At 58.0% G+C, this 21,654-nt stretch carries 20 protein-coding genes and 2 pseudogenes; 15 read left to right on the top strand and 7 right to left on the bottom strand.

Annotation, left to right across the window (positions count from 1 at the left end; translation table 11 throughout):
- The first annotated feature begins 3 nt into the window (after positions 1 to 3).
- The 5 genes from ACYZT9_RS12590 (at position 4) to ACYZT9_RS12570 (ending at position 6,210) form a co-directional block, all read left to right on the top strand.
- Positions 4 to 834 (top strand): carbohydrate ABC transporter permease, encoded by an 831-nt coding sequence (locus ACYZT9_RS12590; RefSeq protein WP_462010068.1) that lies wholly within the window; start codon positions 4 to 6, stop codon positions 832 to 834.
- Between the two features lie 170 nt (positions 835 to 1,004).
- Positions 1,005 to 2,108: an ABC transporter ATP-binding protein gene (locus tag ACYZT9_RS12585; RefSeq protein ID WP_462010067.1), complete on the top strand. Its 1,104-nt coding sequence runs from the start codon at positions 1,005 to 1,007 to the stop codon at positions 2,106 to 2,108.
- Between the two features lie 16 nt (positions 2,109 to 2,124).
- Entirely contained in the window at positions 2,125 to 3,597 is a 1,473-nt protein-coding gene (locus tag ACYZT9_RS12580; protein WP_462010066.1) for a mannitol dehydrogenase family protein, read from the top strand.
- 158 nt (positions 3,598 to 3,755) lie between these two features.
- Positions 3,756 to 5,252 carry a xylulokinase gene (gene xylB / locus ACYZT9_RS12575; protein WP_462010065.1) on the top strand — a complete coding sequence of 499 codons (1,497 nt, stop codon included), beginning with the start codon at positions 3,756 to 3,758 and terminating at the stop codon, positions 5,250 to 5,252.
- 13 nt (positions 5,253 to 5,265) lie between these two features.
- The gene (locus tag ACYZT9_RS12570) at positions 5,266 to 6,210 is read left to right on the top strand and encodes a carbohydrate kinase family protein (RefSeq protein WP_462010064.1); all 945 of its coding nucleotides are present in this window, start codon (positions 5,266 to 5,268) and stop codon (positions 6,208 to 6,210) included.
- A 110-nt stretch (positions 6,211 to 6,320) separates the two neighbouring features.
- On the opposite strand, the pseudogene ACYZT9_RS12565 reads toward ACYZT9_RS12570, so the two are convergent.
- Positions 6,321 to 6,420: pseudogene (locus ACYZT9_RS12565) on the bottom strand (hypothetical protein); the annotation flags it as partial.
- A 186-nt stretch (positions 6,421 to 6,606) separates the two neighbouring features.
- Here ACYZT9_RS12565 and tssI point away from each other — a divergent pair.
- The 6 genes and pseudogenes from tssI to ACYZT9_RS12535 all read left to right on the top strand — a co-directional run bounded on the left by tssI (position 6,607) and on the right by ACYZT9_RS12535 (position 13,183).
- Positions 6,607 to 10,077, top strand: a complete 3,471-nt coding sequence (gene tssI / locus ACYZT9_RS12560) for a type VI secretion system tip protein TssI/VgrG (protein ID WP_462010063.1) — start codon at positions 6,607 to 6,609, stop codon at positions 10,075 to 10,077.
- Positions 10,070 to 10,723: a DUF2931 family protein gene (locus tag ACYZT9_RS12555; RefSeq protein WP_462010062.1), complete on the top strand. Its 654-nt coding sequence runs from the start codon at positions 10,070 to 10,072 to the stop codon at positions 10,721 to 10,723. The genes tssI and ACYZT9_RS12555 overlap by 8 nt, the downstream gene beginning before the upstream one ends.
- A 387-nt stretch (positions 10,724 to 11,110) precedes the next feature.
- Positions 11,111 to 11,470, top strand: a pseudogene (locus ACYZT9_RS12550) (type VI secretion system tip protein VgrG); the annotation flags it as partial.
- A 104-nt stretch (positions 11,471 to 11,574) separates the two neighbouring features.
- The gene (locus ACYZT9_RS12545; protein WP_462010061.1) at positions 11,575 to 11,823 is read left to right on the top strand and encodes a hypothetical protein; all 249 of its coding nucleotides are present in this window, start codon (positions 11,575 to 11,577) and stop codon (positions 11,821 to 11,823) included.
- A 284-nt stretch (positions 11,824 to 12,107) separates the two neighbouring features.
- Complete coding sequence (locus ACYZT9_RS12540) at positions 12,108 to 12,644, top strand: hypothetical protein (RefSeq protein ID WP_462010060.1); 537 nt, start codon at positions 12,108 to 12,110, stop codon at positions 12,642 to 12,644.
- Between the two features lie 38 nt (positions 12,645 to 12,682).
- Positions 12,683 to 13,183, top strand: coding sequence for a hypothetical protein (locus ACYZT9_RS12535; RefSeq protein WP_462010059.1), 501 nt, complete (start codon positions 12,683 to 12,685; stop codon positions 13,181 to 13,183).
- Positions 13,184 to 13,455: 272 nt separating this feature from the next.
- Here the strand turns inward: ACYZT9_RS12535 and ACYZT9_RS12530 are convergent, their stop codons facing one another.
- A complete protein-coding gene (locus ACYZT9_RS12530; RefSeq protein WP_462010058.1) occupies positions 13,456 to 13,716 on the bottom strand; it encodes a hypothetical protein in 261 nt (86 codons plus the stop codon).
- Between the two features lie 514 nt (positions 13,717 to 14,230).
- Here ACYZT9_RS12530 and ACYZT9_RS12525 point away from each other — a divergent pair.
- Positions 14,231 to 14,497, top strand: coding sequence for a DUF2790 domain-containing protein (locus ACYZT9_RS12525; protein ID WP_462010057.1), 267 nt, complete (start codon positions 14,231 to 14,233; stop codon positions 14,495 to 14,497).
- 64 nt (positions 14,498 to 14,561) lie between these two features.
- Here ACYZT9_RS12525 and ACYZT9_RS12520 read toward each other — a convergent pair whose 3' ends face one another.
- Entirely contained in the window at positions 14,562 to 14,831 is a 270-nt protein-coding gene (locus ACYZT9_RS12520) for a DUF1652 domain-containing protein (protein WP_462010056.1), read from the bottom strand.
- Between the two features lie 307 nt (positions 14,832 to 15,138).
- Here ACYZT9_RS12520 and eco point away from each other — a divergent pair, with 307 nt between their 5' ends.
- Positions 15,139 to 15,621, top strand: a complete 483-nt coding sequence (gene eco, locus ACYZT9_RS12515) for a serine protease inhibitor ecotin (RefSeq protein ID WP_462010055.1) — start codon at positions 15,139 to 15,141, stop codon at positions 15,619 to 15,621.
- Positions 15,622 to 15,743: 122 nt separating this feature from the next.
- Positions 15,744 to 16,061 carry a DUF2834 domain-containing protein gene (locus ACYZT9_RS12510; RefSeq protein WP_462010054.1) on the top strand — a complete coding sequence of 106 codons (318 nt, stop codon included), beginning with the start codon at positions 15,744 to 15,746 and terminating at the stop codon, positions 16,059 to 16,061.
- Between the two features lie 120 nt (positions 16,062 to 16,181).
- Here the strand turns inward: ACYZT9_RS12510 and ACYZT9_RS12505 are convergent, their stop codons facing one another.
- Positions 16,182 to 17,105: a magnesium transporter CorA family protein gene (locus tag ACYZT9_RS12505; protein ID WP_462010053.1), complete on the bottom strand. Its 924-nt coding sequence runs from the start codon at positions 17,103 to 17,105 to the stop codon at positions 16,182 to 16,184.
- A gap of 7 nt (positions 17,106 to 17,112) precedes the next feature.
- Positions 17,113 to 18,687 (bottom strand): RimK family protein, encoded by a 1,575-nt coding sequence (locus tag ACYZT9_RS12500; RefSeq protein ID WP_462010052.1) that lies wholly within the window; start codon positions 18,685 to 18,687, stop codon positions 17,113 to 17,115.
- Between the two features lie 92 nt (positions 18,688 to 18,779).
- Here ACYZT9_RS12500 and rimI point away from each other — a divergent pair, with 92 nt between their 5' ends.
- Complete coding sequence (gene rimI / locus ACYZT9_RS12495) at positions 18,780 to 19,877, top strand: ribosomal protein S18-alanine N-acetyltransferase (RefSeq protein WP_462010051.1); 1,098 nt, start codon at positions 18,780 to 18,782, stop codon at positions 19,875 to 19,877.
- A gap of 107 nt (positions 19,878 to 19,984) precedes the next feature.
- Here rimI and ACYZT9_RS12490 read toward each other — a convergent pair whose 3' ends face one another.
- Together ACYZT9_RS12490 and ACYZT9_RS12485 are read right to left on the bottom strand one after the other, a co-directional pair.
- Entirely contained in the window at positions 19,985 to 21,130 is a 1,146-nt protein-coding gene (locus tag ACYZT9_RS12490) for a PQQ-dependent sugar dehydrogenase (protein WP_462010050.1), read from the bottom strand.
- A gap of 51 nt (positions 21,131 to 21,181) precedes the next feature.
- Positions 21,182 to 21,538, bottom strand: coding sequence for a hypothetical protein (locus ACYZT9_RS12485; protein WP_462010049.1), 357 nt, complete (start codon positions 21,536 to 21,538; stop codon positions 21,182 to 21,184).
- Positions 21,539 to 21,654: the final 116 nt, after the last annotated feature.

Here is a 21,654-nt window from a genome sequence, read left to right as displayed (position 1 = left end):
GCCATGACCCTTCAACAATCCCGTCGCCTGCAAAGCCTGCTGCTCGGCACCCTCGCCTGGGCCATCGCGATCCTGATCTTCTTCCCGATCTTCTGGATGGTACTGACCAGTTTCAAGACCGAAATCGACGCCTTCGCCACGCCGCCGCAATTCATCTTCACGCCGACGCTGGAAAACTACCTGCACATCAACGAGCGTAGCGATTACTTCAGCTTTGCCTGGAACTCGGTGGTGATTTCGTTCAGTGCCACCGCCCTAAGCCTGCTGATCGCGGTGCCGGCCGCCTACTCGATGGCGTTCTACGAAACCCAACGCACCAAAGGCACGCTGCTGTGGATGCTCTCCACCAAGATGCTGCCGCCGGTGGGCGTGCTGATGCCGATCTACCTGCTGGCGAAAAGCTTTGGCCTGCTCGATACGCGGATCGCGCTGATCGTGATCTACACCTTGATCAACCTGCCGATCGTGGTCTGGATGATTTACACCTACTTCAAGGACATCCCCAAAGACATCCTCGAAGCCGCACGTCTGGACGGCGCCACGCTGTGGCAGGAAATGGTCCGGGTGCTGCTGCCGATCGCCAAGGGCGGCCTGGCTTCAACCGTTTTGCTGTCGCTGATCCTGTGCTGGAACGAGGCATTCTGGTCCTTGAACCTGACCTCGTCGAAAGCCGCGCCACTGACCGCGCTGATCGCTTCGTACTCAAGTCCCGAAGGACTGTTCTGGGCCAAGTTGTCGGCGGTGTCGACGCTGGCATGCGCGCCGATCCTGATCTTCGGCTGGATCAGCCAGAAACAACTGGTCCGCGGTTTGTCGTTTGGTGCTGTGAAATGAACATTCCCGGATCCCTGAGCCCATGCAAATCCCTGTGGGAGCGAGCTTGCTCGCGATGAATTTGCAGGCGACGCATTTTTCCAGACAGTACGCGTCACCGTTCACGTCCATCGCGAGCAAGCTCGCTCCCACAGGTTCAACCGAATAACAACAATCGGAGGCCCATCACCATGGCCAACCTGAAAATCAAGAATCTGCAAAAAGGCTTCGAAGGCTTTTCCATCATCAAGGGCATCGACCTGGAAGTGAACGACCGGGAATTCGTGGTCTTCGTCGGCCCTTCCGGCTGCGGCAAATCCACGCTGCTGCGGCTGATCGCCGGCCTGGAAGAAGTCAGCGACGGCACCATTGAACTCGATGGCCGCGACATCACCGAAGTCAGCCCGGCCAAGCGTGACCTGGCCATGGTGTTCCAGACCTACGCCCTGTACCCGCACATGAGCGTGCGCAAAAACATGTCGTTTGCCCTCGATCTGGCCGGCGTACCAAAAGCCGAGGTCGAGAAGAAAGTCGGCGAAGCGGCGCGCATCCTTGAACTGGGGCCGATGCTCGAACGAAAGCCGAAACAACTGTCTGGCGGCCAGCGTCAGCGCGTAGCCATTGGTCGCGCCATCGTGCGCAACCCGAAAATCTTCCTGTTCGACGAACCGCTGTCCAACCTCGACGCCGCCCTGCGGGTACAGATGCGCCTTGAACTGTTGCGCCTGCACAAAGAACTGCAAGCCACAATGATTTACGTGACCCACGACCAGGTGGAAGCCATGACCATGGCGGACAAAGTGGTCGTATTGAATGGCGGCAAGATCGAGCAAGTCGGTTCGCCGCTGGACCTGTATCACCAACCGGCCAACCTGTTCGTCGCCGGTTTTCTCGGCACGCCGAAAATGGGTTTCCTCAAGGGCAAAGTGACCCGCGTCGACCGCCAAAGCTGCGAAGTGGCGCTCGATGCGGGCACCCGGATCACCTTGCCGTTGACCGGCGCCAACCTGAGTGTCGGTGGCGCGGTCACCCTGGGTATTCGCCCGGAACACCTCAACCTCGCGCAACCCGGCGATTGCACCTTGCACGTCACCGCCGATGTCAGCGAACGCCTGGGCAGCGACACCTTCTGCCACGTGCTGACCTCGTCCGGCGAAGCGCTGACCATGCGTGTTCGTGGCGACCTGGCCAGCCGTTATGGCGAAACCCTGAGCCTGCACCTGGACGCCGGGCACTGCCATTTATTCGATGCCGACGGCGTGGCGCTTACCCGTCCGTTGCGCGCTGCGGCCTGATTTCAGAGAGCCTGTGATGAAACTCAATAAACAGAACCTGCACCACCTCGCTCCCGAGGTGGTCCTGCCCGCCTACGCCCTGAGCGACACCCGCCAAGGCATCGCGCACATCGGCGTCGGCGGTTTCCACCGCGCCCATCAGGCGTATTACACCGACGCGTTGATGAATACCGGCGAAGGCCTGGACTGGGCGATCTGCGGCGTCGGCCTGCGCGCCGAAGATCGCCGCGCCCGGGACGATCTGAGGGATCAGGACTACCTGTTCACCCTGTTCGAACTCGGCGATACCGATGGCACCGAAGTCCGGGTCATCGGCGCGATCCGCGACATGCTGCTGGCCGAGGACGGCGCGCAGGCGCTGATCGACAAACTGGCCAGCCCCGAGATCCGCATCGTCTCACTGACCATCACCGAGGGCGGTTACTGCATTGACGACAGCAACGGCGAATTCATGGCCCATCTGCCGCAAATTCAGTACGACCTGGCGCACCCTGATTCGCCGAAAACCGTGTTCGGCTTTCTCTGCGCCGCGCTGGAAAAACGCCGCGCCGTCGGCACGCCAGCGTTTACCTTGATGTCCTGCGATAACCTGCCGCACAACGGCGCCGTCACCCGCAAGGCGCTGCTGGCGTTTGCCGCATTGCGTGATGCAGAACTGCACGATTGGATCGCCGAGCACATCAGTTTTCCCAACGCCATGGTCGACCGCATCACGCCGATGACCAGCACCGAACATCGCCTGCAACTGGCGGACAAACACTCGGTGGACGATGCCTGGCCGGTGGTCTGCGAACCGTTTGTGCAATGGGTGCTGGAAGACAAATTCTTCAACGGTCGCCCGGCTTGGGAAAAGGTTGGCGTGCAGTTCACCGACGACGTCACGCCCTATGAAGAGATGAAAATCAAACTGCTCAACGGCAGTCATCTGGCTCTGACGTATCTCGGTTTTTTGAAGGGTTACCGCTTCGTCCACGAGACCATGAACGATCCGTTGTTTGTGCGTTACATGCGCGCTTATATGGACCTGGACGTGACGCCGCAATTGTCGCCGGTGCCGGGGATCGACCTGACCGATTACAAGAACGCGCTGGTGGCGCGATTCTCCAATCAGGCGATTGCCGATCAACTGGAGCGCGTGTGTTCGGACGGGTCGTCGAAGTTTCCCAAGTTCACCGTGCCGACGATCAACCGTTTGATTGCCGACGGTCAGGAGACCAAGCGTGCGGCGTTGGTCGTGGCGGCGTGGGCGTTGTATTTGAAGGGCGTGGACGAGAATGGCGATACCTATTCGATTCCAGATCCGCGAGCCGCATTTTGCCAGGCATTGGTGGCGGATGATGTGTTGATCACTCAGCGATTGCTGGAGGTTGAGGAGATTTTCGGCAAGGAAATCCCGCAGTCGCCGGAATTTGTGGCTGCGTTCGAGTGGTGTTGCAACAGTTTGCGCGAGGTCGGCGTGACGCGGACGTTGGAGCGGGTGCTCGCGTAAGTTCGGCGGTTAAGCTGCTGCCGTCTTCGCGAGCAAGCCCGCACCCACAATGGATCGGCGTCGAACGCAAAATGTGTATCCGCTGAAGATCTCCTGTGGGAGCGGGCTTGCTCGCGAATAGCTTCGCCACAATCGACCTGACACACCAAGGACCCAGCATGGCAAACCCACAATTATTCCTCGGCATCGACTGCGGCACCCAAGGCACCAAGGCCATCATCCTCGATGCGGTTAGCGGCCAAGTCCTCGGCCAAGGCGCGGCAGCCCACACGTTGATCAGCGGCCCCAACGGACGTCGCGAGCAGGACACATCGCAATGGCTTGAAGCGTTCACATTGGCGACTCGCCAGGCTCTGATGGCGGCAAACGTCGACGGCCAACAGATCCTCGGCATCGGCGTCTCTGGCCAACAACACGGCCTGGTCCTGCTCGACGATCAAGGTCAGGTATTACGCCCTGCCAAACTCTGGTGCGACACCGAATCCACCCCGGAAAACGACCGCCTGCTTACCCTCTTGGGCGGTGAAAAGGGTTCGCTGGAACGCCTCGGCGTGGTCATCGCACCGGGCTACACTGTGTCCAAGTTGCTCTGGACAAAGGAACAACACCCAGAGGCTTTTTCGCGAGTCGCGCGCATTCTGCTGCCCCACGACTATCTGAACTTCTGGCTCACCGGCCGCAGTTGCAGCGAGTATGGCGACGCCTCAGGCACCGGTTATTTCAACGTGCGCACCCGCCAATGGGACTTGCAACTGTTGCGCGATATCGACCCCAGCGGACGACTGCAAGCCGCATTACCCGAACTGATCGACGCCCATCAAGCCGTCGGCACAATCCTGCCGGGCATCGCCGAGCACTTGGGCATCAACCCGCAGGCGCGAGTCTCCAGCGGCGGTGGCGACAACATGATGGGCGCCATCGGCACCGGCAACATCCAGCCCGGCGCGATCACCATGAGCCTCGGTTCGTCGGGCACGGTATACGCTTATGCCGATCAACCCGATGTCAGCCCGGACGCCTCGGTCGCGACGTTCTGTTCCTCCAGCGGCGGCTGGCTGCCGCTGATCTGCACCATGAACCTGACCAACGCCACCGGAGTGATTCGCGATCTTTTCGAGCTGGATATCGAGCAGTTCAACGCCCTCGTCGCGCAAGCGCCGATCGGCGCCGAAGGCGTGTGCATGCTGCCGTTTCTCAACGGCGAACGCGTCCCCGCCCTGCCTCACGCCAGCGGCAGCCTGCTCGGATTGACCATGACCAACCTGACGCAAGCCAACCTGTGCCGCGCGGTGGTCGAAGGCACGACGTTCGGTTTGCGATATGGGCTGGACCTGCTGCAACAGAATGGCTTACAAAGCCGCACCCTCTGCCTGATCGGCGGTGGCTCGAAAAGCCCGGTGTGGCGGCAGATCGTCGCCGACATCATGAATACCCCGGTGATCTGCACCGAACAAAGCGAAGCCGCCGCGTTAGGCGCGGCGATTCAGGCGGCGTGGTGCACGTCCCGGGCGAATGGGCACGAAGACAGTCTGGCGGACGTGTGCGAGCGTTGCGTGAAGCTCGACCTCGCCAGCAAAACCCTGCCGATCGCAGAAAACGTGGCGGCCTGTCAGCAGGCCTACGAACGCTATCAACAGCATGTCGCAACCCTTTAAAGAGCGAGCAATTATGTACCTGGTGTGTGGCGAAGCGCTGTTCGATTTCTTCAGTGAAGACGACGCCAGCGACCTGGCTTCAAAAGTGAATTTCAAGGCGATTGCCGGCGGCTCGCCGTTCAACGTCGCGGTGGGTTTGCGCCGCTTGGGCGTGGACGCGGCGCTGTTTGCCGGGTTGTCCACCGACTACCTTGGCCGGCGTTTGCAGCAAGTGTTGCAGGATGAAGGCGTACGCCCGGATTACCTGGTGGATTTCGCGGCACCGACCACGCTGGCGATGGTCGCGGTTGGCGCCAATGGTTCACCGCAATACAGCTTCCGTGGCGAAGGCTGCGCGGATCGGCAGTTGAAACCCGAGCATCTGCCGGAATTGGGGCCAGAGGTGCGCGGTTTGCACATCGGCTCGTTCTCGCTGGTGGTGCAGCCGATTGCCGACACGCTGCTGACGCTGGTGCAGCGCGAAAGCGACAAACGGCTGATCAGTCTCGATCCGAACGTGCGGCTCAATCCTGAGCCGAACATCGACCTCTGGCGTTCGCGAATTGCCACATGGGTGGAGCTGGCCGATCTGATCAAAGTCAGCGATGAGGACTTGAGCCTGTTGTACCCCGAGCAGGATCCGCAACGGGTGATCGAAGGCTGGTTGCAGCATCGCTGTCAATTGGTGTTTCTGACCCGGGGTGGCGAGGGCGCGACGGTGTTCAGCCGCCATCACGGCTCGTGGTCGGTACCGGCCTGCTCGGTGAAGATTGCCGATACGGTGGGCGCAGGCGATACGTTCCAGGCCGCGTTAATTACCTGGTTGACCGAGCATCAGCTGGATTCGGTCGAGGGTGTGCAATCGCTGGCGCGCGAGCAGATCGACGGGATGTTGAAGTTCGCGGTGCAGGCCGCCGCGCTGACGTGCAGCAAGACCGGGCCCGATTTGCCGTATCGGCGGCAGTTGGATCTTCGCTGAATGTGACGGCCCTATCGCGAGCAAGCTCGCTCCTACAGGTGAACGCATTTGCAAATGTGGGAGCGAGCTTGCTCGCGATGGCGTGGTAACTCTCACCGCCAGTCTCATGGTCACAACACCGAAAAGTTGTAACTCACAATCAACCGGATCTCATCCACATTCCGAGCAAACTTTTTTCTTGTAGTTGGTCCGGTACGTCGCATTGCGCAAACCCGCGGTGTGTCTTCTTCTAGGACCTCGCGAACGAAAACATCCCATATTCATTGGCCGAAACCCTGCAAATAGGGGTTCCCCCGATGTCGGGACAACTCGTCACCTACGCCATTTGCGCCTTGAACGAGGCCGTTTAATCCTGCACCATCCGCATCTGCTTATCCAAAGGACGGAATTCAAGGCATGCTGGACGCGAACGCAACCCATATTTCCCTCACGCTGGAAGGCGTTTCCGTTGACCTTCAAGTCCTCAGTTTCGTCGGTCGCGAAGCCCTCAATCAGCCGTTCTGCTTTGACATCGAACTGGTCAGCCCCCGTCCCGACCTCAAGCTCGAAGAACTCCTGCACAAACGTGGCTGCCTGACCTTCGGCGCCACCGGCAAAGGACTGATCCACGGTCTGGTCTACCGCATCGAGCAAGGCGACTCCGGCAAAAGCCTGACCCGCTACAGCATCAGCCTGGTGCCGCAGCTCGCCTATTTGCGCCACAACCACGACCAGCAAATCTTCCAGCATTTAACCGTGCCGAAGATCATCGCCCAGGTCCTCGAGGCCCGTGGCATCCTGGCCGACGCCTACAGCTTCCAGCTCGGCGCGATCTACCCGGAGCGCGTCTACTGCGTGCAGTACGACGAATCCGACCTGCATTTCATCCAGCGCCTGTGCGAGGAAGAAGGCATTCACTTCCACTTCCAGCACAGCAGTAGCGGCCACAAACTCGTATTTGGCGACGACCAAACCGTGTTCCGCAAGCTCGCGGCCGTGGCCTATGAGCAAGACTCGGGCATGGCCGCCGAAAAACCGGTGATCAAGCGCTTCAACCTGCGCCTGGAAACCCGCACCACCCGCGTCAGCCGCCGCGATTACGATTTCGAGAAACCCAGCATTCTCCCTGAAGGCTCGTCCAAAAGCGCATTCGCTCCGGACCTGGAAGACTATGACTACCCCGGCCTCTTCACCGATCGAGCTCGCGGCAAGCAACTCGCCACCCGTGCCCTCGAACGTCATCGCAGCGACTACAAACTGGCAGAAGGCAAAGGCGACCAGCCAACGCTGGTCAGCGGCCACTTCATGGCCCTGAGCGAACACCCGCGCGCCGAATGGAATGACCTCTGGTTGCTGCTGGAGTTGGTCCACGAAGGCAAGCAACCGCAAGTGCTAGGCGCCAACGTCACCAGCGACGTCACCCAGAACAAGGACGATTTCCACCAGGGTTACCGCAACCGCTTCCTCGCCACGCCGTGGGACGCACATTACCGCCCCGCCCTCGAACACCCAAAACCGCAAGTCCTCGGCAGCCAGACCGCGATCGTCACCGGCCCGCCGGGCGAAGAAATCCATTGCGACGAGTACGGCCGCGTCAAAGTGCAATTCCACTGGGACCGCGACGGCCAGGCCAACGACAACACCAGCTGCTGGCTGCGCGTCGCCGCCGGTTGGGCCGGCAGCGCCTACGGCGGCATCGCCATCCCGCGCGTCGGCATGGAAGTACTCGTCACCTTCCTCGAAGGCGACCCCGACCAACCGCTGATCACCGGCTGCCTGTACCACAAGGAAAACGTCGTCCCCTACGACTTGCCGGCCAACAAGAGCCGCAGCACCTTCAAGACCCTCAGCTCACCGGGCGGCAAGGGCTACAACGAATTTCGCATCGAAGACAAAAAAGGCGCGGAACAGATCTACCTGCATGCCCAGCGCGACTGGGATGAAAACATCGAGCACGACCAGAAGATTCGTATCGGCAACGAGCGGCATGACACGGTTGAGGCGAAGGTGTTCAGCGAGTTCAAGGTGGAAGAGCACCGGATTACGCATCTGGATCGCAAGACCGAGGCGCGGGCGGATGATCATCTGACGGTGGGCGTGACCCGGCACGTCAAAATCGGCACAGCGCAGTTTATCGAGGCTGGGCAGGAGATTCACTACCACGCGGGCAACAAGGTTGTGGTTGAAGGCGGGATGGAGCTGACGGCCAGGGCTGGCGGGAGTTTCGTCAAGGTGGATGCGGGGGGTGTGACGATTAGTGGGGCTGAGGTGAAGCAGAACTCCGGCGGTGCGCCGGGGGTGGGGAGCGGGATTCAGGTACTGGCTCCGCTTATTCCGGGTGCCGCTGCCGCGGCCATTGCTGGGCAATTATTAAGCGCGCCGCCCGCCGGAAAACCGAATGCCACCCCACCTCCAGTGGAAGAAGAGCTTGAGGAGGAGGAAGAAGAAGTTGAGCTCGAGGAAATCACCCTGCGAATTGGGGTGTTCTTCGATGGGACGGGCAATAACCGCAATAACAGTGAGCGGATGTTTGGCTGCTTTGCGCCAGACGTGAACCTGGAGGAAGCAGCTGAAGATATACGTCAGTTCTGTGCGGCTCATGGTTATGACGGCAAGGGAAGCAGCCCGGATAACAGTTATGGCAATGATGTCAGCAACGTCGCCCGGCTCTATGACCTTTACTTAGACCAAAGGGACATAACTCTGTCGATTGATGCTAGGACAGCCAGCCTGCGAGTTTACGTGGATGGCATCGGTACTAGCAGTACCGAAGCTGACTCCACCTTTTCGCAAGGTACAGGTATAGGTGCCCAGGGCGTCCGGGCGCGAGTTGAAGAAACTCCGCCGCTTATTCTCAGAGCTATCCAAACCTTTCAAGACAACAACCCCGATAAGCGGGTGGCGAAAATCGAGTTCGATATCTTCGGATTCAGCCGTGGCTCCGCAGCGGCAAGGGACTTTGCCAATGAGGTATTAAAGGGGAACCAAAGTATCCTCGCCAAAGTGTTGCCGATGGGGGCTCCGATATTGTCGGATAGCTTTGCTTGGACACCGCATTCTGGCGTGTCCATAAATTTCATTGGCGTTTACGACACCGTCGCGGCTATTGCCAATCCACTGGTGGGGGACTGGACTGGTAATAATGTTTATAACCCAGGGATCAATATCCATCTGGCGCCAGACGCGGCTAAGAAAGTCGTCCAATTGGTCGCTCGAAATGAACGCCGTTATAACTTTGCCCTCAACAGTCTTGGCGCGGCCGATATTGTCCTGCCTGGCGTGCATTCGGACCTGGGTGGTGGCTATTTACCCAAGGCGATGGAGCGCATTCTGCTCAGCAAACCGCGTAAAAGCCCGGTCGAAGAAAGGACCACTTTCGCTGAAGCCAACAGTTACAAGGTTGCCCAGCAGGACTTGAGACGGTTTCAAGATCAACTGGCCCAATATAACCTTCCGTTGGAAATCCGGACTTGGGAGGTGCCGTTTCGTAGCACTGACAAAGACGATCAAAAAAACATGAAATACGTGTATGCCGCCGTCAGCAGCCAACGCGAAGTCCGTAGTGAGCTGTCCTTGATCTACTTTCGGATCATGCGCGAACTGGCCGTGGAAAATGGAGTGCCGTTTGGCGAGATTGACGAAGGTGAGCCGCGACTTGCGCTACCTGCGGACCTCATTCCCATCTCCGAAAAACTGATGGCCTACGCTCAGGGGAAAAGCAAAACAACAGGGCTGACTCCGCAGGAGGAGGAACTGCTGTTCCAACGTTACGTTCATATCTCCGATAACTGGAACGCCGCTAAAAGTCGCAACAACAGCGACCTCAACATCGTCTTCATTAATCGACCAGACGAAAACTCTGTTCGCACGGTGCATCCTAATGAGTAATTGTATCCGTATCGCTCTTGTCGTTTTTCTGCTCAGTGGCTGCACATTTGCTAGCAGCAGCTCAATGCCTTACAAAGCATGGACTCTGGGGTTCTCGGCTCCTGATTACATGGAGGTCTGGATCGAAACAGCCGATGTCGTCGACATTCAGGACCATGTGTTTCCACGTGCGGCGAGTGGCATCGCGTCAATGCAAGCGCCTCCCAACAACGCCGGCAATCCACGTGGTTGGCCGAAAAGAGGGCCTGCCGGAGGTGGAAAACGTGTGACAGGGGCGGACTTGCCCCAACAGATCTATGTCCGCTGGCAATCGCTGGTCGAACCGCAAACCTACCTGATGGTGATAAAAATCCCCGAAGCCACTCGAGAGCTCATGCGCAAGGGGGAGAAAGTGTTCTGCGCGGCCGATGGGAAATGGATCACAGGTTATCGTGATTCAATCGGCATAAGGCTGGTCCCCGGAGGTATCGCCAGAGTCTGGGTAGGCGGCCCTTGTATGACACCGATTGAGGTAACTACGGTAAAAGCCGTGATTGATCCGCGCGGCCCGTATGAAGGTAAGTCTGGCGGGCACCACCGGCCTCTTTCAGCCGTTTCCAAAGCCTATATCGAGAAGTTTGGTGTGCCGTACGACTCTTGGAAATAGGTCAGAGCTGGCCCTTTAAGGCGTTACGTTCAAATCTCCGATAACTGGAACGCCGCTAAAAATCGCAACAATAGCGACCTGAACATCGTCTTCATTAATCGACCAGACGAAAACTCTGTGTTCACGGTGCACCCGAATGAATATTTTTATACGTGTCGCTCTTGCCGCCTTTCTGCTCAGTGGCTGCACATAGTATGAAGGCAGTCTGGCGGTGAGTACGACTCACTCTCTGATGTATCCAAAGCCTATGTCGAGAAGTTTGGTGTGCCGTACGACTCTTGGAAGTAAGTCTATAGGTACTCTTTGGAGCGTTAGCGATTCGCTGTGGTATTGGTCGAGGGGGGAGTCACGAAAACTACAATGTCAGCTCAGCCGCCATTTACGGCCCTCAGCGAACACCCGCGCGCCGAATGGAATGACCTCTGGTTGCTGCTGGAGTTGGTCCACGAAGGCAAGCAACCGCAAGTGCTAGGCGCCAACGTCACCAGCGACGTCACCCAGAACAAGGACGATTTCCACCAGGGTTACCGCAACCGCTTCCTCGCCACGCCGTGGGACGCACATTACCGCCCCGCCCTCGAACACCCAAAACCGCAAGTCCTCGGCAGCCAGACCGCGATCGTCACCGGCCCGCCGGGCGAAGAAATCCATTGCGACGAGTACGGCCGCGTCAAAGTGCAATTCCACTGGGACCGCGACGGCCAGGCCAACGACAACACCAGCTGCTGGCTGCGCGTCGCCACCGGCTGAGCGAGGCAGTAGTAGAGAGCGCAAACGAAGGTCGCGAAGACCGTAGTGCCGCCTACCAGGAGGCAGCGGTTGAACTGGCCAAAGGCATCGCGCTCGGCGCCGTGCCGTTTCTGGGTCAGGCCATCGACGCCTACGACACCATCGAATCCTCTATCGTCCTCTATAACGCAGAGTCGACGGATGGAAAGGAAGACGCGCAATTTGACCTGCTGATGGCCGTCATTGGCTGGGTGCCTGGACCGGGTGACGGTCTGAAGAAAAGCTTGCGAATCGTCAACAAAGACCCGCAACGCTACGCCACGGTGCTGTTCGACCTGCTTTGCTTCGTACTGCAAAGAGTGCGGGGTTAAAACCAGCCCCGAAGAACTGCTCAAACAGGTATTCGATGCAGGAAAACTGCGCGCTGAACTCGACGAAATCATCACTGGTGTGAAAGGTTCTTCTACTTTCCAGAGCCTTCCAAACTGGGCGAAAACGCCAGTCGTCACCGTCCTCGCCGCCTCCCGGGACAACATGCCGGCCATGGTGGGGATTGTTGAGAAGCGGTTGGTTAAATGGAAAGGGATGCAGCGTAATAGTTCGGCGGCCTCCTCCGGGTCAAGCCACCCGAAAAAAGCGGAAAAGCCGGCCAACAATGACTCTGCTGTTTGCGGCGAATGGGACCGAGGGTTCGAGCGGCACCCATTCCAACCAGGCTGAAGCCTCCAAAGTTGGCCTTCAGGCGCCTGCCAGTATTTTGAATGAAGGGCTGGGGGTTAGTGGGGAGCACATTGCCGACTCCATCTGCGCTGTGGAGTTTGGTTGGGGTAAGGATTGGAATGGGCATGATAAGGATGCGGATGGGAAGTGGCTTGAGGGTTTGCCGAGTGCGAGTAAGACGGGGAAATTGTCAGCGGGAGGTAGTCCGAAGGCGAAGCACGTGCTTTACAAGCTAACGGATGGCGCCAATGGCACAGGTATCGACGCAGTATGGCGAGCGAACCCGGGGAATAACGAAGGCAAGAAATTTGCCATTGTCGAAGCGAAGGCGAGCCGTGATGAAGATGCTCCCAAATTCATGCGAAAACTTAATAACACCCGAAAACCTGGAATAAGCTCAAAGTTATGCCAGGCGCCATTCAGCATCGATAGCGTCCACTTCTGCGATTCGGCCGGCCTCACGGACATATAGTCATCAATAAACCGCGCTCGCATAAGCCAGTGCCCACTTTGAAAACGGACGTCGAATTCCGCACCATGGAACTTCACTTCACCATTACTCCCGCCCATACTCAGATCCGGTTGGCTGAACTGCTGGAGCACGTAATGCTCAAGCATGATCGGCAGCTAAGCAACATGCAGGGCCACGCCAATCGTTTGCAGGACCGCCTGCTCGCGCCTTTCCTGTTTGCCCTGTGCCTGGTTGCCGGTGCGCTGGCGCTCTATTTCCCCGATCACCATCTCACTGCCGGGAAGGTTATTTCTCTGGTTTTGTTCGGGTTGATTTTGGTCCCGCTCTGGTGGTTTGGCTCTGGTCGTTTGCTGCGCTATTTGCGTACACGTATCGCCGCCAAACGTGGCAAGCCAAGAGCAACTTTTCGAGGCGTTAATCAGCGCCTTATCGAGTCCAGGCTACGCACAAGCCTTAAGACCACTGAAGGCGATTATTGCCTGCAATTCGATGATCAGGGTTTCACCGTGATCAGGCTCAGGGCATCAAGAGCGGGTTAGCGTGGGGGCAGATTGTGCGAGTGAGGGAGAAATCCGGTTTCTACTTTGTGGCATGCGTCGAACTGGATCGAAAGGGGCAGGCGTATCTCATCCCCAAACACAGCGATGCCATGGATACGGAGCAGTATCGACAAGGCTTGGAACTGTTTTTAAGCAAAATGCCCGTCCCCGTCGAATGATGGTTGGCGGGATTTCAAAGCCTGCCCACGGGAGGCAGGCTCATTTTTGCGGTTACGGCGTCAGGCAGGCGCCTTCCAGCTCAGCATTCGTTGCTAAGCGACTTTCAGCAAGTCGCAACCATCTTGGGTCAGCAAGTGCAGCGCATGGGTGATGTGCGGAATGTCCTGTACGTCGCCATCCTTGAAGCAATGGATGTGCAGCGTTTCGAGTAGATCGGCGGAGGCGCGGATGCGTTGGAGGGCGGCTTCGATGATGTCTTGGGGGTCGGCTTCTGTATCGATCACCAACGGATTTGTGTCGGTGACGCTGCTTTTGATTGAACGATAGCGTTCAGGGAAAGGATTTAGCGACATAACGAGATACTCATCTGTTTTGAAGTAACCGCCAGCACCGTGACCAAACGATGGGAGGCGGACCGTGTACAGGTTTGGTCAACTGAGAACAGTAACTCAGCTCGCCCGAAGGCGTCCTGCACACAGCCGCCACAGCATTGCGCTATGCGAACAGAGATGTCCGCAAAGCGAATGATGTCACAGTTATGTGCACTGTTTAACTCAGGTGACCAAACCTGTTCGCTGATTTTGCAGCGAGCCCAAACAGTAATCGCTACGCCCCATCAGGCGAAAGCCGACAAAGCATCCACGTCTTGTAGGACGAAGCCGAAGCTACCGAAGAATTCCGCCCCAACGAAACGCCTGACAGAATCGCCCTTCACGACAGGCGGCATTCAGACAGGTTAACCATCGCTTAACGCTGCGGTCCAAGACTTTACTGGACCGCACGCCCTCAGGTTCTTCTGACGCCCAGTGCGGCAGGCTCGACGCCTGTTATGTCGAGCTGACTTTCCGTCTGCACTGGAGATCGCTCATGAACATGCGCACTTTGCTGGTTACCGCCGCCCTCACCTGCACCGGAGTTGCGGGGCTGGCCCAGGCCAACGACACCGCTTCCACCCAAGCGGTGCCCTATGAATACGGGATGCCGCTGCACGTGGCCAAGGTGGTTTCGCTGACCGAACCCTCGACCCTGGAATGCAAAATCATCACGGCTGAAATGAAGTACATCGATGCGTCAGGCAAACCCGCAGAGATCACGTATCGCAAATGGTCCGATGCGTGCAGTTATCAGAATTGACAATGCGGCTTTGAGACTTTTCTGTAGGAGCAGGCGTGCTCCTACAGGGAATGTGTCAAGCGGTCTAAAACGCTTGCCGGTCAGGATGAAGCGTCTGGATGTCTGCCCTGTGCTGCATGTCTGAGCGCAGCCCGGCGATGAGGTCATTGATTTCCCGACAGCCATTGAGCGACTTGGCATTTATGCCGGTCACCAATAGATCCACTTGATCGGTTTGACCATCGGCAAACACTTTGACGGTCATCGACAAGTCGGGCGTCAGTGTGCATTGACAGCGTTTTGGCAAGAAGCTGCTTTCAATAATGTTGCGAAGTTCCAAGGCAGAAAGAAACATGGCAACCCTCTCCTGAGTGTGAGATAGCCAAACAGCGATAGAGACTGACTCTGTAAATTAGCCGGCCAGCTTAAGAGACAGCTAGAGCATAAAACATGCCTGAAATTTCGCCCTGCAGCTCATCGGTAAATCAATGATTTAGCCGACTCTTCTAAAAGTAACGTCCATGCAATTTGCAAGAAGGCCGGTGTTGACCCCTGCAAATTGCAACTTGGTGATTCCGGTTTTGCATTGGCCGCGCTTGCCGGCAAGAATTGCAGCGGTCCATCCAGTATCCGCTGACCCTACTCACACGCAAGGAGGCATCATGGGTTCATTGACCCGTTTCACTACCGTTGGGCTAATAGTTGCCGGACTGTCGACGGTCGTTCATGCCGCGAAACTCGAAGAGGTCGCGCCCTTTCCCAAAGCCGAAAGCGGGTTCACACGCCAGGTGATCCACCTCGCTCCGCAGAGCCCGGAAGACAGCTATCAGGTCGAGATTCTGGCCGGTAAGACCCTGAATGTAGACTGCAACCGCCAACGTCTGGGCGGCATGCTCGAAGAGAAGAACCTCGAAGGTTGGGGCTTTCCGTTCTACCGCCTGGAAAAAGTGATCGGACCGATGAGCACGCTGATGGCCTGTCCCGAGGGCATAAGCAAACAGGACTTCGTTCCAGTGGTCGGCGACGGTTTCATGTTGCGCTACAACAGCAAACTGCCGATCGTACTGTACGTGCCCGAGGACGTTGAAGTGCGTTACCGGATCTGGTCGGCCTCAAGCAAGGTCGAAAAAGCCGTTCAGGACTAACCCACCGCTCCCACAGGGGAATGGGTGTGCAAATCCGTGCGCGATCGGAGGGCAAGTCAATGGTCAAATTTCTGCAGACTCGGTAGGCTGGCGATTCTGCTCATTTTCCCAAGGAAGGAACCATGAAGTCTGTCGCCCTGCCCCTGATTGCCCTGATTGCGTTTGCCGGCTACACCGTTTCAGTGATGCTCCAGGCGGAGCAATCGTTGATTGAGTTTGGCATCAGCCTGATGTCGCGGCCGGATACCGCGCAGGTGGTGATTGATCTTTATCTGCTGGCGACGCTGGCCGGGATCTGGATGTACAGGGATGCGTGCAAGCGCGGGCGATCGGGGTGGTCCGTTACTCCCTATCTTGTGCTCACTGCGGTTTTTGTGTCGATTGGGCCGTTGTTGTACCTCGTAATCCGTGGCTTGCAGGATCGGAAGTTGCGCACTTGAGATCGTCATCGCGAGCAAGCTCGCTCCCACAGGGTTCTCTAGTGCACTCGGAATTTGTGTACGACATCAACCACTGTGGGAGTGAGCTTGCTCGCGATCGGGGTATTACAGCCGCCGATGTTATTTCGCCAACCGCCTGAGCCCCAACACCATCACGCCCGCCCCAGCCATCATCGCGCTCAGAAACAACGGATACGAAATCCACCATGGCGTCCCCGCCGTCATCATGCTGAATTCGGACATGCCGCCGATGCTCGCAATCAGGTTCAGCGGCAGGAACACCACGTTGATCAGCGTCAGTTTGCGCAGCAGGTTGTTCATGCTGTTGTTCATCAGGTTGCCCCGGGCGTCGATTAGCCCCGAGAACACCGTGGAGTAGATTTCCGCCTGTTTGTAGCACTGGTTGTTTTCAATGATCAGGTCGTCGATCAGGCCAATGGCCTCGGCGCTGAAATGCTGTTTTTCCGCGTGGTTGCGCAGCCGGGTCAGGACCGCGCCGTTGCTGTGAATGGCGTTGATGTAATAGATCAGGCTTTCGCTGAGGTTGAACATCTGGATCAAATGCTGGTTTTGCATCGAGGCATTGAATTTCTGCTGCAACTCCCTCGCGACCAGTTTGATCACCTTGAGGTGACCCAGGTAGTGATGGATGTTGTTGAACAGCAGATCGAGCAATACATCCAGTGGCGTGTTCAGCTTCTGCCGGGTGCCGAGCCCATGCAGCGGCGAATCGTCGGTGGCGATCACCAGCAACCGCTGCGCAGAAAACAGCAAACCGCAGGACGACACTTCAAAGGCCAGGCTGCCGCCGCCGGAATAGTTCTCCGGACGCTTCCAGATCAGGAACAGGTTGTCGGGATGAAACTCGATGCGCGACACCTCGTCCGGGTCCAGCGCCGAGGCCAGGGCATGTTCATCTAGCTTGAAATGACTGTGCAGCAGGTCTCGCTCGGCCGCATCGGGATTGCTGAATAGCATCACCTCGGCGTCCAGTCGTTCCACCTTGTGCAGGGCGCCGTGGGTCAGTTGAAAGCTCTTGATCATCGGCCGCTCACCAGGCCTGGCCGCGACGCTTGAGTTCCAGTCGGCGGACGAACTCTTCCAGCACCAGCGAGTACAAATCGTCCTGCAAGTAGGCGTCTTCGATGCCGGCGTCCATGTTCGGGTTGTCGTTGACTTCGATCACCACCACTTTGTCACCGGACTGCTTGAGGTCGACGCCGTAGAGGCCGTCGCCGATGAGGTTGGCGGTTTTCACCGCCAGCTCCACGACTGCGCGGGGCGCTTCATGGACTGCCATAGTGCGGCATTCGCCGTTAATGTCCTGACCTTTGGCCTTGTGGTTGTAGATCTGCCAGTGGCCCTTGGACATGAAGTATTGGCAGGCAAAAATCGGTTTGCGGTTGAGCACGCCGATGCGCCAGTCGTACTCGGTGTAGAAGAATTCCTGAGCCAGTAACAGCACCGAGTGTTCGAACAGTTCGGCGGTGGCTTCAAGCAAGGCTTGCTGGCTTTCGACCTTGATCACGCCACGGGAGAAACAGCCGTCGGGGATCTTTAGCACCAGCGGGAAACCCAGACGCTCACCGACCCGTTCGAAATCTTCCGGTCGCTCCTTGTAGAGAATTTCGGTGGCGGGCATGCCCAATTGATGGCTTTTGAGCAGGTCGGTCAGGTAGACCTTGTTGGTGCAGCGCAGGATCGACGCCGGGTCATCCATCACCACCAGCCCTTCGCTCTCGGCTTTCTTGGCAAAGCGGTAGGTGTGATTGTCGACGCTTGTCGTCTCACGGATCAGCAGGCCGTCGTATTCGGCGATGCGCGAGTAGTCCTTGCGTTCGATCAGCTCAACATCGATGCCCAATGTTTTGCCGACGCGTATGAAGTTGTCCAGAGCCTTGGGGTTGGAAGGCGGCAATGCTTCCTGTGGGTCGTGCAGAATGGCCAAGTCATATCGGGCCAGACGGCGCGAACGTGGCACGCGCCAGATCTTGCGACTGAAGCTGTCCAGCGAGTTGGCAAACTGATCTTCCTGATCTTCGCGCAACTTGTGCAACGCACCCGATTTGACGCCTTCAATGTGCCAGCCATTAGTTCGACGAAATTCAACCAACAATATCGGACATGGAAAAACTTCAAATAACTGCCGCGCCAGATCCTGCAACGGTTCGATATTGGTTCTGCCAAAGTAGAGTGTCAGCGTGAAGCCTTCGGTATCGCTGTAAAGATGATTACTCAGGGCTTTTTCCAGCGGTTTTTCCAGATCGTCCAGAGCCAGGCCGTACAGGGATTTCTTGGTCAGTTCGCTGATGGTCCGCACCGACGGTATGACCTTGTGCCCCCGCGCCTCGGCCAGCAGCGAGCAGTAATAACCGTGCCCCAGATACTTGTAGCTGCGGCACAGGTTGATCACCTGGACGCGTTTGCCCTGCTCGTTGTCGCGGGTCTGTTCAAGGTATTCCTGAGCCGTGACGATGTCTTCGCTGGGAAAGTAGGAGGCCCAGTCCTCCTTGCGTTCGACGATGATAATCAACTGGCTGGAAGTTTTAACCGTGTCATTTAAATAAGTTGCCGCCGGCAAAGTTTGCTCGGATACTTCGCGCCAATGACCCTGTACCGCTGACATAGTGATTGATCCGTTGGAGAACAAGACCTTTCCTATTAAGCACGAACTTTTTCGAAAGTCCCGTTTCGTTACGCAACTTTTACGGCGGTCATATGAATCCTGTCTTTCGCTTGGCGGTAGTTGAAGACTTACCCGCGTTGCTTGCACTCGAACAACAATGCTTCACCACGGACCGGCTCAACAGTCGCAGTTTTCAATGGATGATCAATCGGGCACACGGACAGCTGCTAGTGGCTGAACGAGACGGGCAATTGGTGGGTTACGCCGTGGTGCTGTTTCACCGGGGCACGTCGCTGGCGCGGCTGTACTCGATTGCCATCGCCGAGCAGGCTCGCGGCAGCGGGTTGGGCAAGCAATTGCTGGAACGCATCGAGGCCTGCGCCCTTGAGCATGACTGCGCGTACCTGCGGCTGGAAGTGCGCATCGACAACCCCGCGGCGATTGCCCTGTATGAGCGCAACGGTTATCGGCGCTTCGCACTGATTCACGATTATTACCAGGACCACGCGGATGCGCTGCGCCTGGAGAAACGCATCCTTCAGCATCGCGATGCCCGCAGCATCAAGGTCCCCTGGTATGCGCAGACCACCGAGTTCACCTGCGGCCCGGCTTGCCTGTTGATGGCCATGGGCGCCTTGCACGCCGATCGAGTACTGGAACGCCGCGAAGAACTGCAGATCTGGCGAGAGGCGACCACCGTGTTCATGACCTCTGGCCACGGCGGATGCAGCCCTCAAGGCCTGGCGCTGGCGGCAACGCGGCGCGGGTTTCGCGTGCGACTGCAAGTCAGCATGGCCGGGCCGTTGTTTCTCGATGGCGTGCGCGATGAGCATAAAAAAGACGTCATGCGTTTGGTGCACGAGGAGTTCGCGGCCCAGTTGAACGCTACGGACGTCGAACAGGTACTCGGCGGACCGCTGGACCTGCCACGGTTACTGGCCGATTGCGGGCAGCCGCTGGTGCTGATCAGCAGTTATCGGCTGACCCGTTCCAAATCGCCGCACTGGGTGGTCGTCACCGATTGCGATGAAGAGTTTGTCTACCTGCACGACCCGGATGTCGATCACAGCCAGCATCGTCAGCCCATGGATTGCCAGCATCTGCCGGTCAGCCATGGGGAGTTCGAGAAGATGTGCAGTTTCGGGCGGGGCAAGTTAAGAGCGGCGGTGATTTTGTATGGGCGGGAGTAACCTGTGGCGAGGGAGCTTGCTCCCGCCGGGGTGCGAAGCGCCCCCCCCTTGCAGGCGTCTGCTTCGCAGCCCAGCGGGAGCAAGCTCCCTCGCCACAAAGGCACCGATTATTTCAGGCCAACCTTGTACAGGGTCCCATCATCCTCATCGGTGAGCACATACAAATACCCGTCCGGCCCCTGCCTCACATCGCGAATGCGTTTGTTCAGCTCGCCCATCAAGCGCTCTTCGTGGACAACCTTGTCGCCATTGAACTGCAAGCGAATCAACTCCTGAGTCACCAGCGCACCGATGAACACGTTGTGCTGCCACGGTTTGAAGCGGTCCGCATCATAGAACGCCATGCCGCTCAGGCCCGGGGATTTTTCCCAGACATGGTGCGGCGCGACGGTGCCTTCGGCTTTCTTGCCTTTGGCTTCCGGTATCGCCAGGCCTGAATAGTTGATGCCGTGGGTTGCCAGTGGCCAGCCATAGTTCTTGCCACGCGCGATGATGTTGATCTCATCACCACCCAGCGGGCCGTGCTCGTTTTCCCAGAGAACGCCGGTCCAGGGGTTGAGCGCAGCACCCTGCGGGTTGCGCTGGCCGTAGGTCCAGATTTCCGGACGTACGCCGGACTGGCCGACAAAGGGATTGTCGTCGGGCACCTTGCCGTCCGGGTAGATCCGCACGACCTTGCCTTGCAGCTTGTCCAGATCCTGAGCCGTTTCCCGGTCGTTGTTCTCACCGAGGGTGATGAACAGATAGCCGTCGCGGTCGAATACCAGGCGCGAGCCAAAGTGATTGCCCGCTGAAAGCTTGGGTTCCTGACGAAAGATCACTTTGAAATTATTGATGGCGGTCAGGTCGTCTGACAGCTGCCCGCGACCAACCGCCGTGCCGGCCTTGTTGCCCGCGCCTCCACCTTCGGCATATGAAAGATACACCGTACGGTCCAGTTTGAAGTCGGGCGACAACACCACGTCCAGCAAACCGCCCTGCCCCTTGGCCCACACCTGCGGTACGCCACTCACCGGCGCCGACAGTTTGCCATCGGCGCTGACCACCCGCAGGTTGCCGGGCCTTTCAGTCACCAGCATGCCTTGCCTGTCAGGCAGAAACGCCAAAGCCCACGGATGGTCGAGACCCTTGGCGATCGTCGTGACCTCAAGGGTGCCCTGCTCGCTTTTTAGTTCTTGTACGGGCGCCGCAAAAACGGGTGCGGTGATGAGTGCACTGGCACAAACGATGGCCAGTAGGGTTTTACGCAACATGCACGCGTCCTTTTGTCGTCTGAATGGCCGGCAGAATGGGTATCCAGCCGTTCAACGGTTGCTGGTGTCCGCGTCACGATGGGGCGGATTGGGGATGAATTTCGGTGGGCTGGCGGGCGCTGTTCGGTCCTGGGGATAGCGGTTGCCGATGCCGCCATTGTCGAGCGTCGGCGGTCGCGGAACGGGCACAGTGTTCGGCCCCCGAATGACCGGAGCGCTGGGTTGTGTGCCCTGCATGCTGTTCGGGTTGGCCCGGCGAATCGGGCTGTTGTAAGGGTTGCTGGTGCTGCCCGTCGGGCTTTGGGCCAGCAGCATCGGAGATGTTGGTGATGCGGGTTCGGCGTGGGCCAGGTTGCTCATCACGCCAGTCAAAACCATCGCAATGATGCCAGGCACTAATCGGTTCATGGGGCAGCCTCTCTACGTCAATACAGCCTTCGATAGCACGCTACGCCCCGGATTCGGATTTGTTAACCAAAACCTCCCCGGCAAGATGTAACACGAAGTTGATCCACCGGCAGGGC

It is taken from the genome of Pseudomonas sp. ZT5P21 (assembly GCF_054897785.1).
Note: the sequence above shows the minus strand (reverse complement) of the source record. Positions and strands in the feature narration are given on the sequence as shown.

Bases quoted from the DNA above. Each gene is read 5' to 3' on its own strand.
- ACYZT9_RS12590 (WP_462010068.1), top strand. From the start codon at position 4: ATGACCCTTCAACAATCCCGTCGCCTGCAAAGCCTGCTGCTCGGCACC.
- ACYZT9_RS12585 (WP_462010067.1), top strand. From the start codon at position 1,005: ATGGCCAACCTGAAAATCAAGAATCTGCAAAAAGGCTTCGAAGGCTTT.
- ACYZT9_RS12580 (WP_462010066.1), top strand. From the start codon at position 2,125: ATGAAACTCAATAAACAGAACCTGCACCACCTCGCTCCCGAGGTGGTC.
- xylB (WP_462010065.1), top strand. From the start codon at position 3,756: ATGGCAAACCCACAATTATTCCTCGGCATCGACTGCGGCACCCAAGGC.
- ACYZT9_RS12570 (WP_462010064.1), top strand. From the start codon at position 5,266: ATGTACCTGGTGTGTGGCGAAGCGCTGTTCGATTTCTTCAGTGAAGAC.
- tssI (WP_462010063.1), top strand. From the start codon at position 6,607: ATGCTGGACGCGAACGCAACCCATATTTCCCTCACGCTGGAAGGCGTT.
- ACYZT9_RS12555 (WP_462010062.1), top strand. From the start codon at position 10,070: ATGAGTAATTGTATCCGTATCGCTCTTGTCGTTTTTCTGCTCAGTGGC.
- ACYZT9_RS12540 (WP_462010060.1), top strand. From the start codon at position 12,108: ATGACTCTGCTGTTTGCGGCGAATGGGACCGAGGGTTCGAGCGGCACC.
- ACYZT9_RS12530 (WP_462010058.1), bottom strand. From the start codon at position 13,716: ATGTCGCTAAATCCTTTCCCTGAACGCTATCGTTCAATCAAAAGCAGC.
- ACYZT9_RS12525 (WP_462010057.1), top strand. From the start codon at position 14,231: ATGAACATGCGCACTTTGCTGGTTACCGCCGCCCTCACCTGCACCGGA.
- ACYZT9_RS12520 (WP_462010056.1), bottom strand. From the start codon at position 14,831: ATGTTTCTTTCTGCCTTGGAACTTCGCAACATTATTGAAAGCAGCTTC.
- eco (WP_462010055.1), top strand. From the start codon at position 15,139: ATGGGTTCATTGACCCGTTTCACTACCGTTGGGCTAATAGTTGCCGGA.
- ACYZT9_RS12510 (WP_462010054.1), top strand. From the start codon at position 15,744: ATGAAGTCTGTCGCCCTGCCCCTGATTGCCCTGATTGCGTTTGCCGGC.
- ACYZT9_RS12505 (WP_462010053.1), bottom strand. From the start codon at position 17,105: ATGATCAAGAGCTTTCAACTGACCCACGGCGCCCTGCACAAGGTGGAA.
- ACYZT9_RS12500 (WP_462010052.1), bottom strand. From the start codon at position 18,687: ATGTCAGCGGTACAGGGTCATTGGCGCGAAGTATCCGAGCAAACTTTG.
- rimI (WP_462010051.1), top strand. From the start codon at position 18,780: ATGAATCCTGTCTTTCGCTTGGCGGTAGTTGAAGACTTACCCGCGTTG.
- ACYZT9_RS12490 (WP_462010050.1), bottom strand. From the start codon at position 21,130: ATGTTGCGTAAAACCCTACTGGCCATCGTTTGTGCCAGTGCACTCATC.
- ACYZT9_RS12485 (WP_462010049.1), bottom strand. From the start codon at position 21,538: ATGAACCGATTAGTGCCTGGCATCATTGCGATGGTTTTGACTGGCGTG.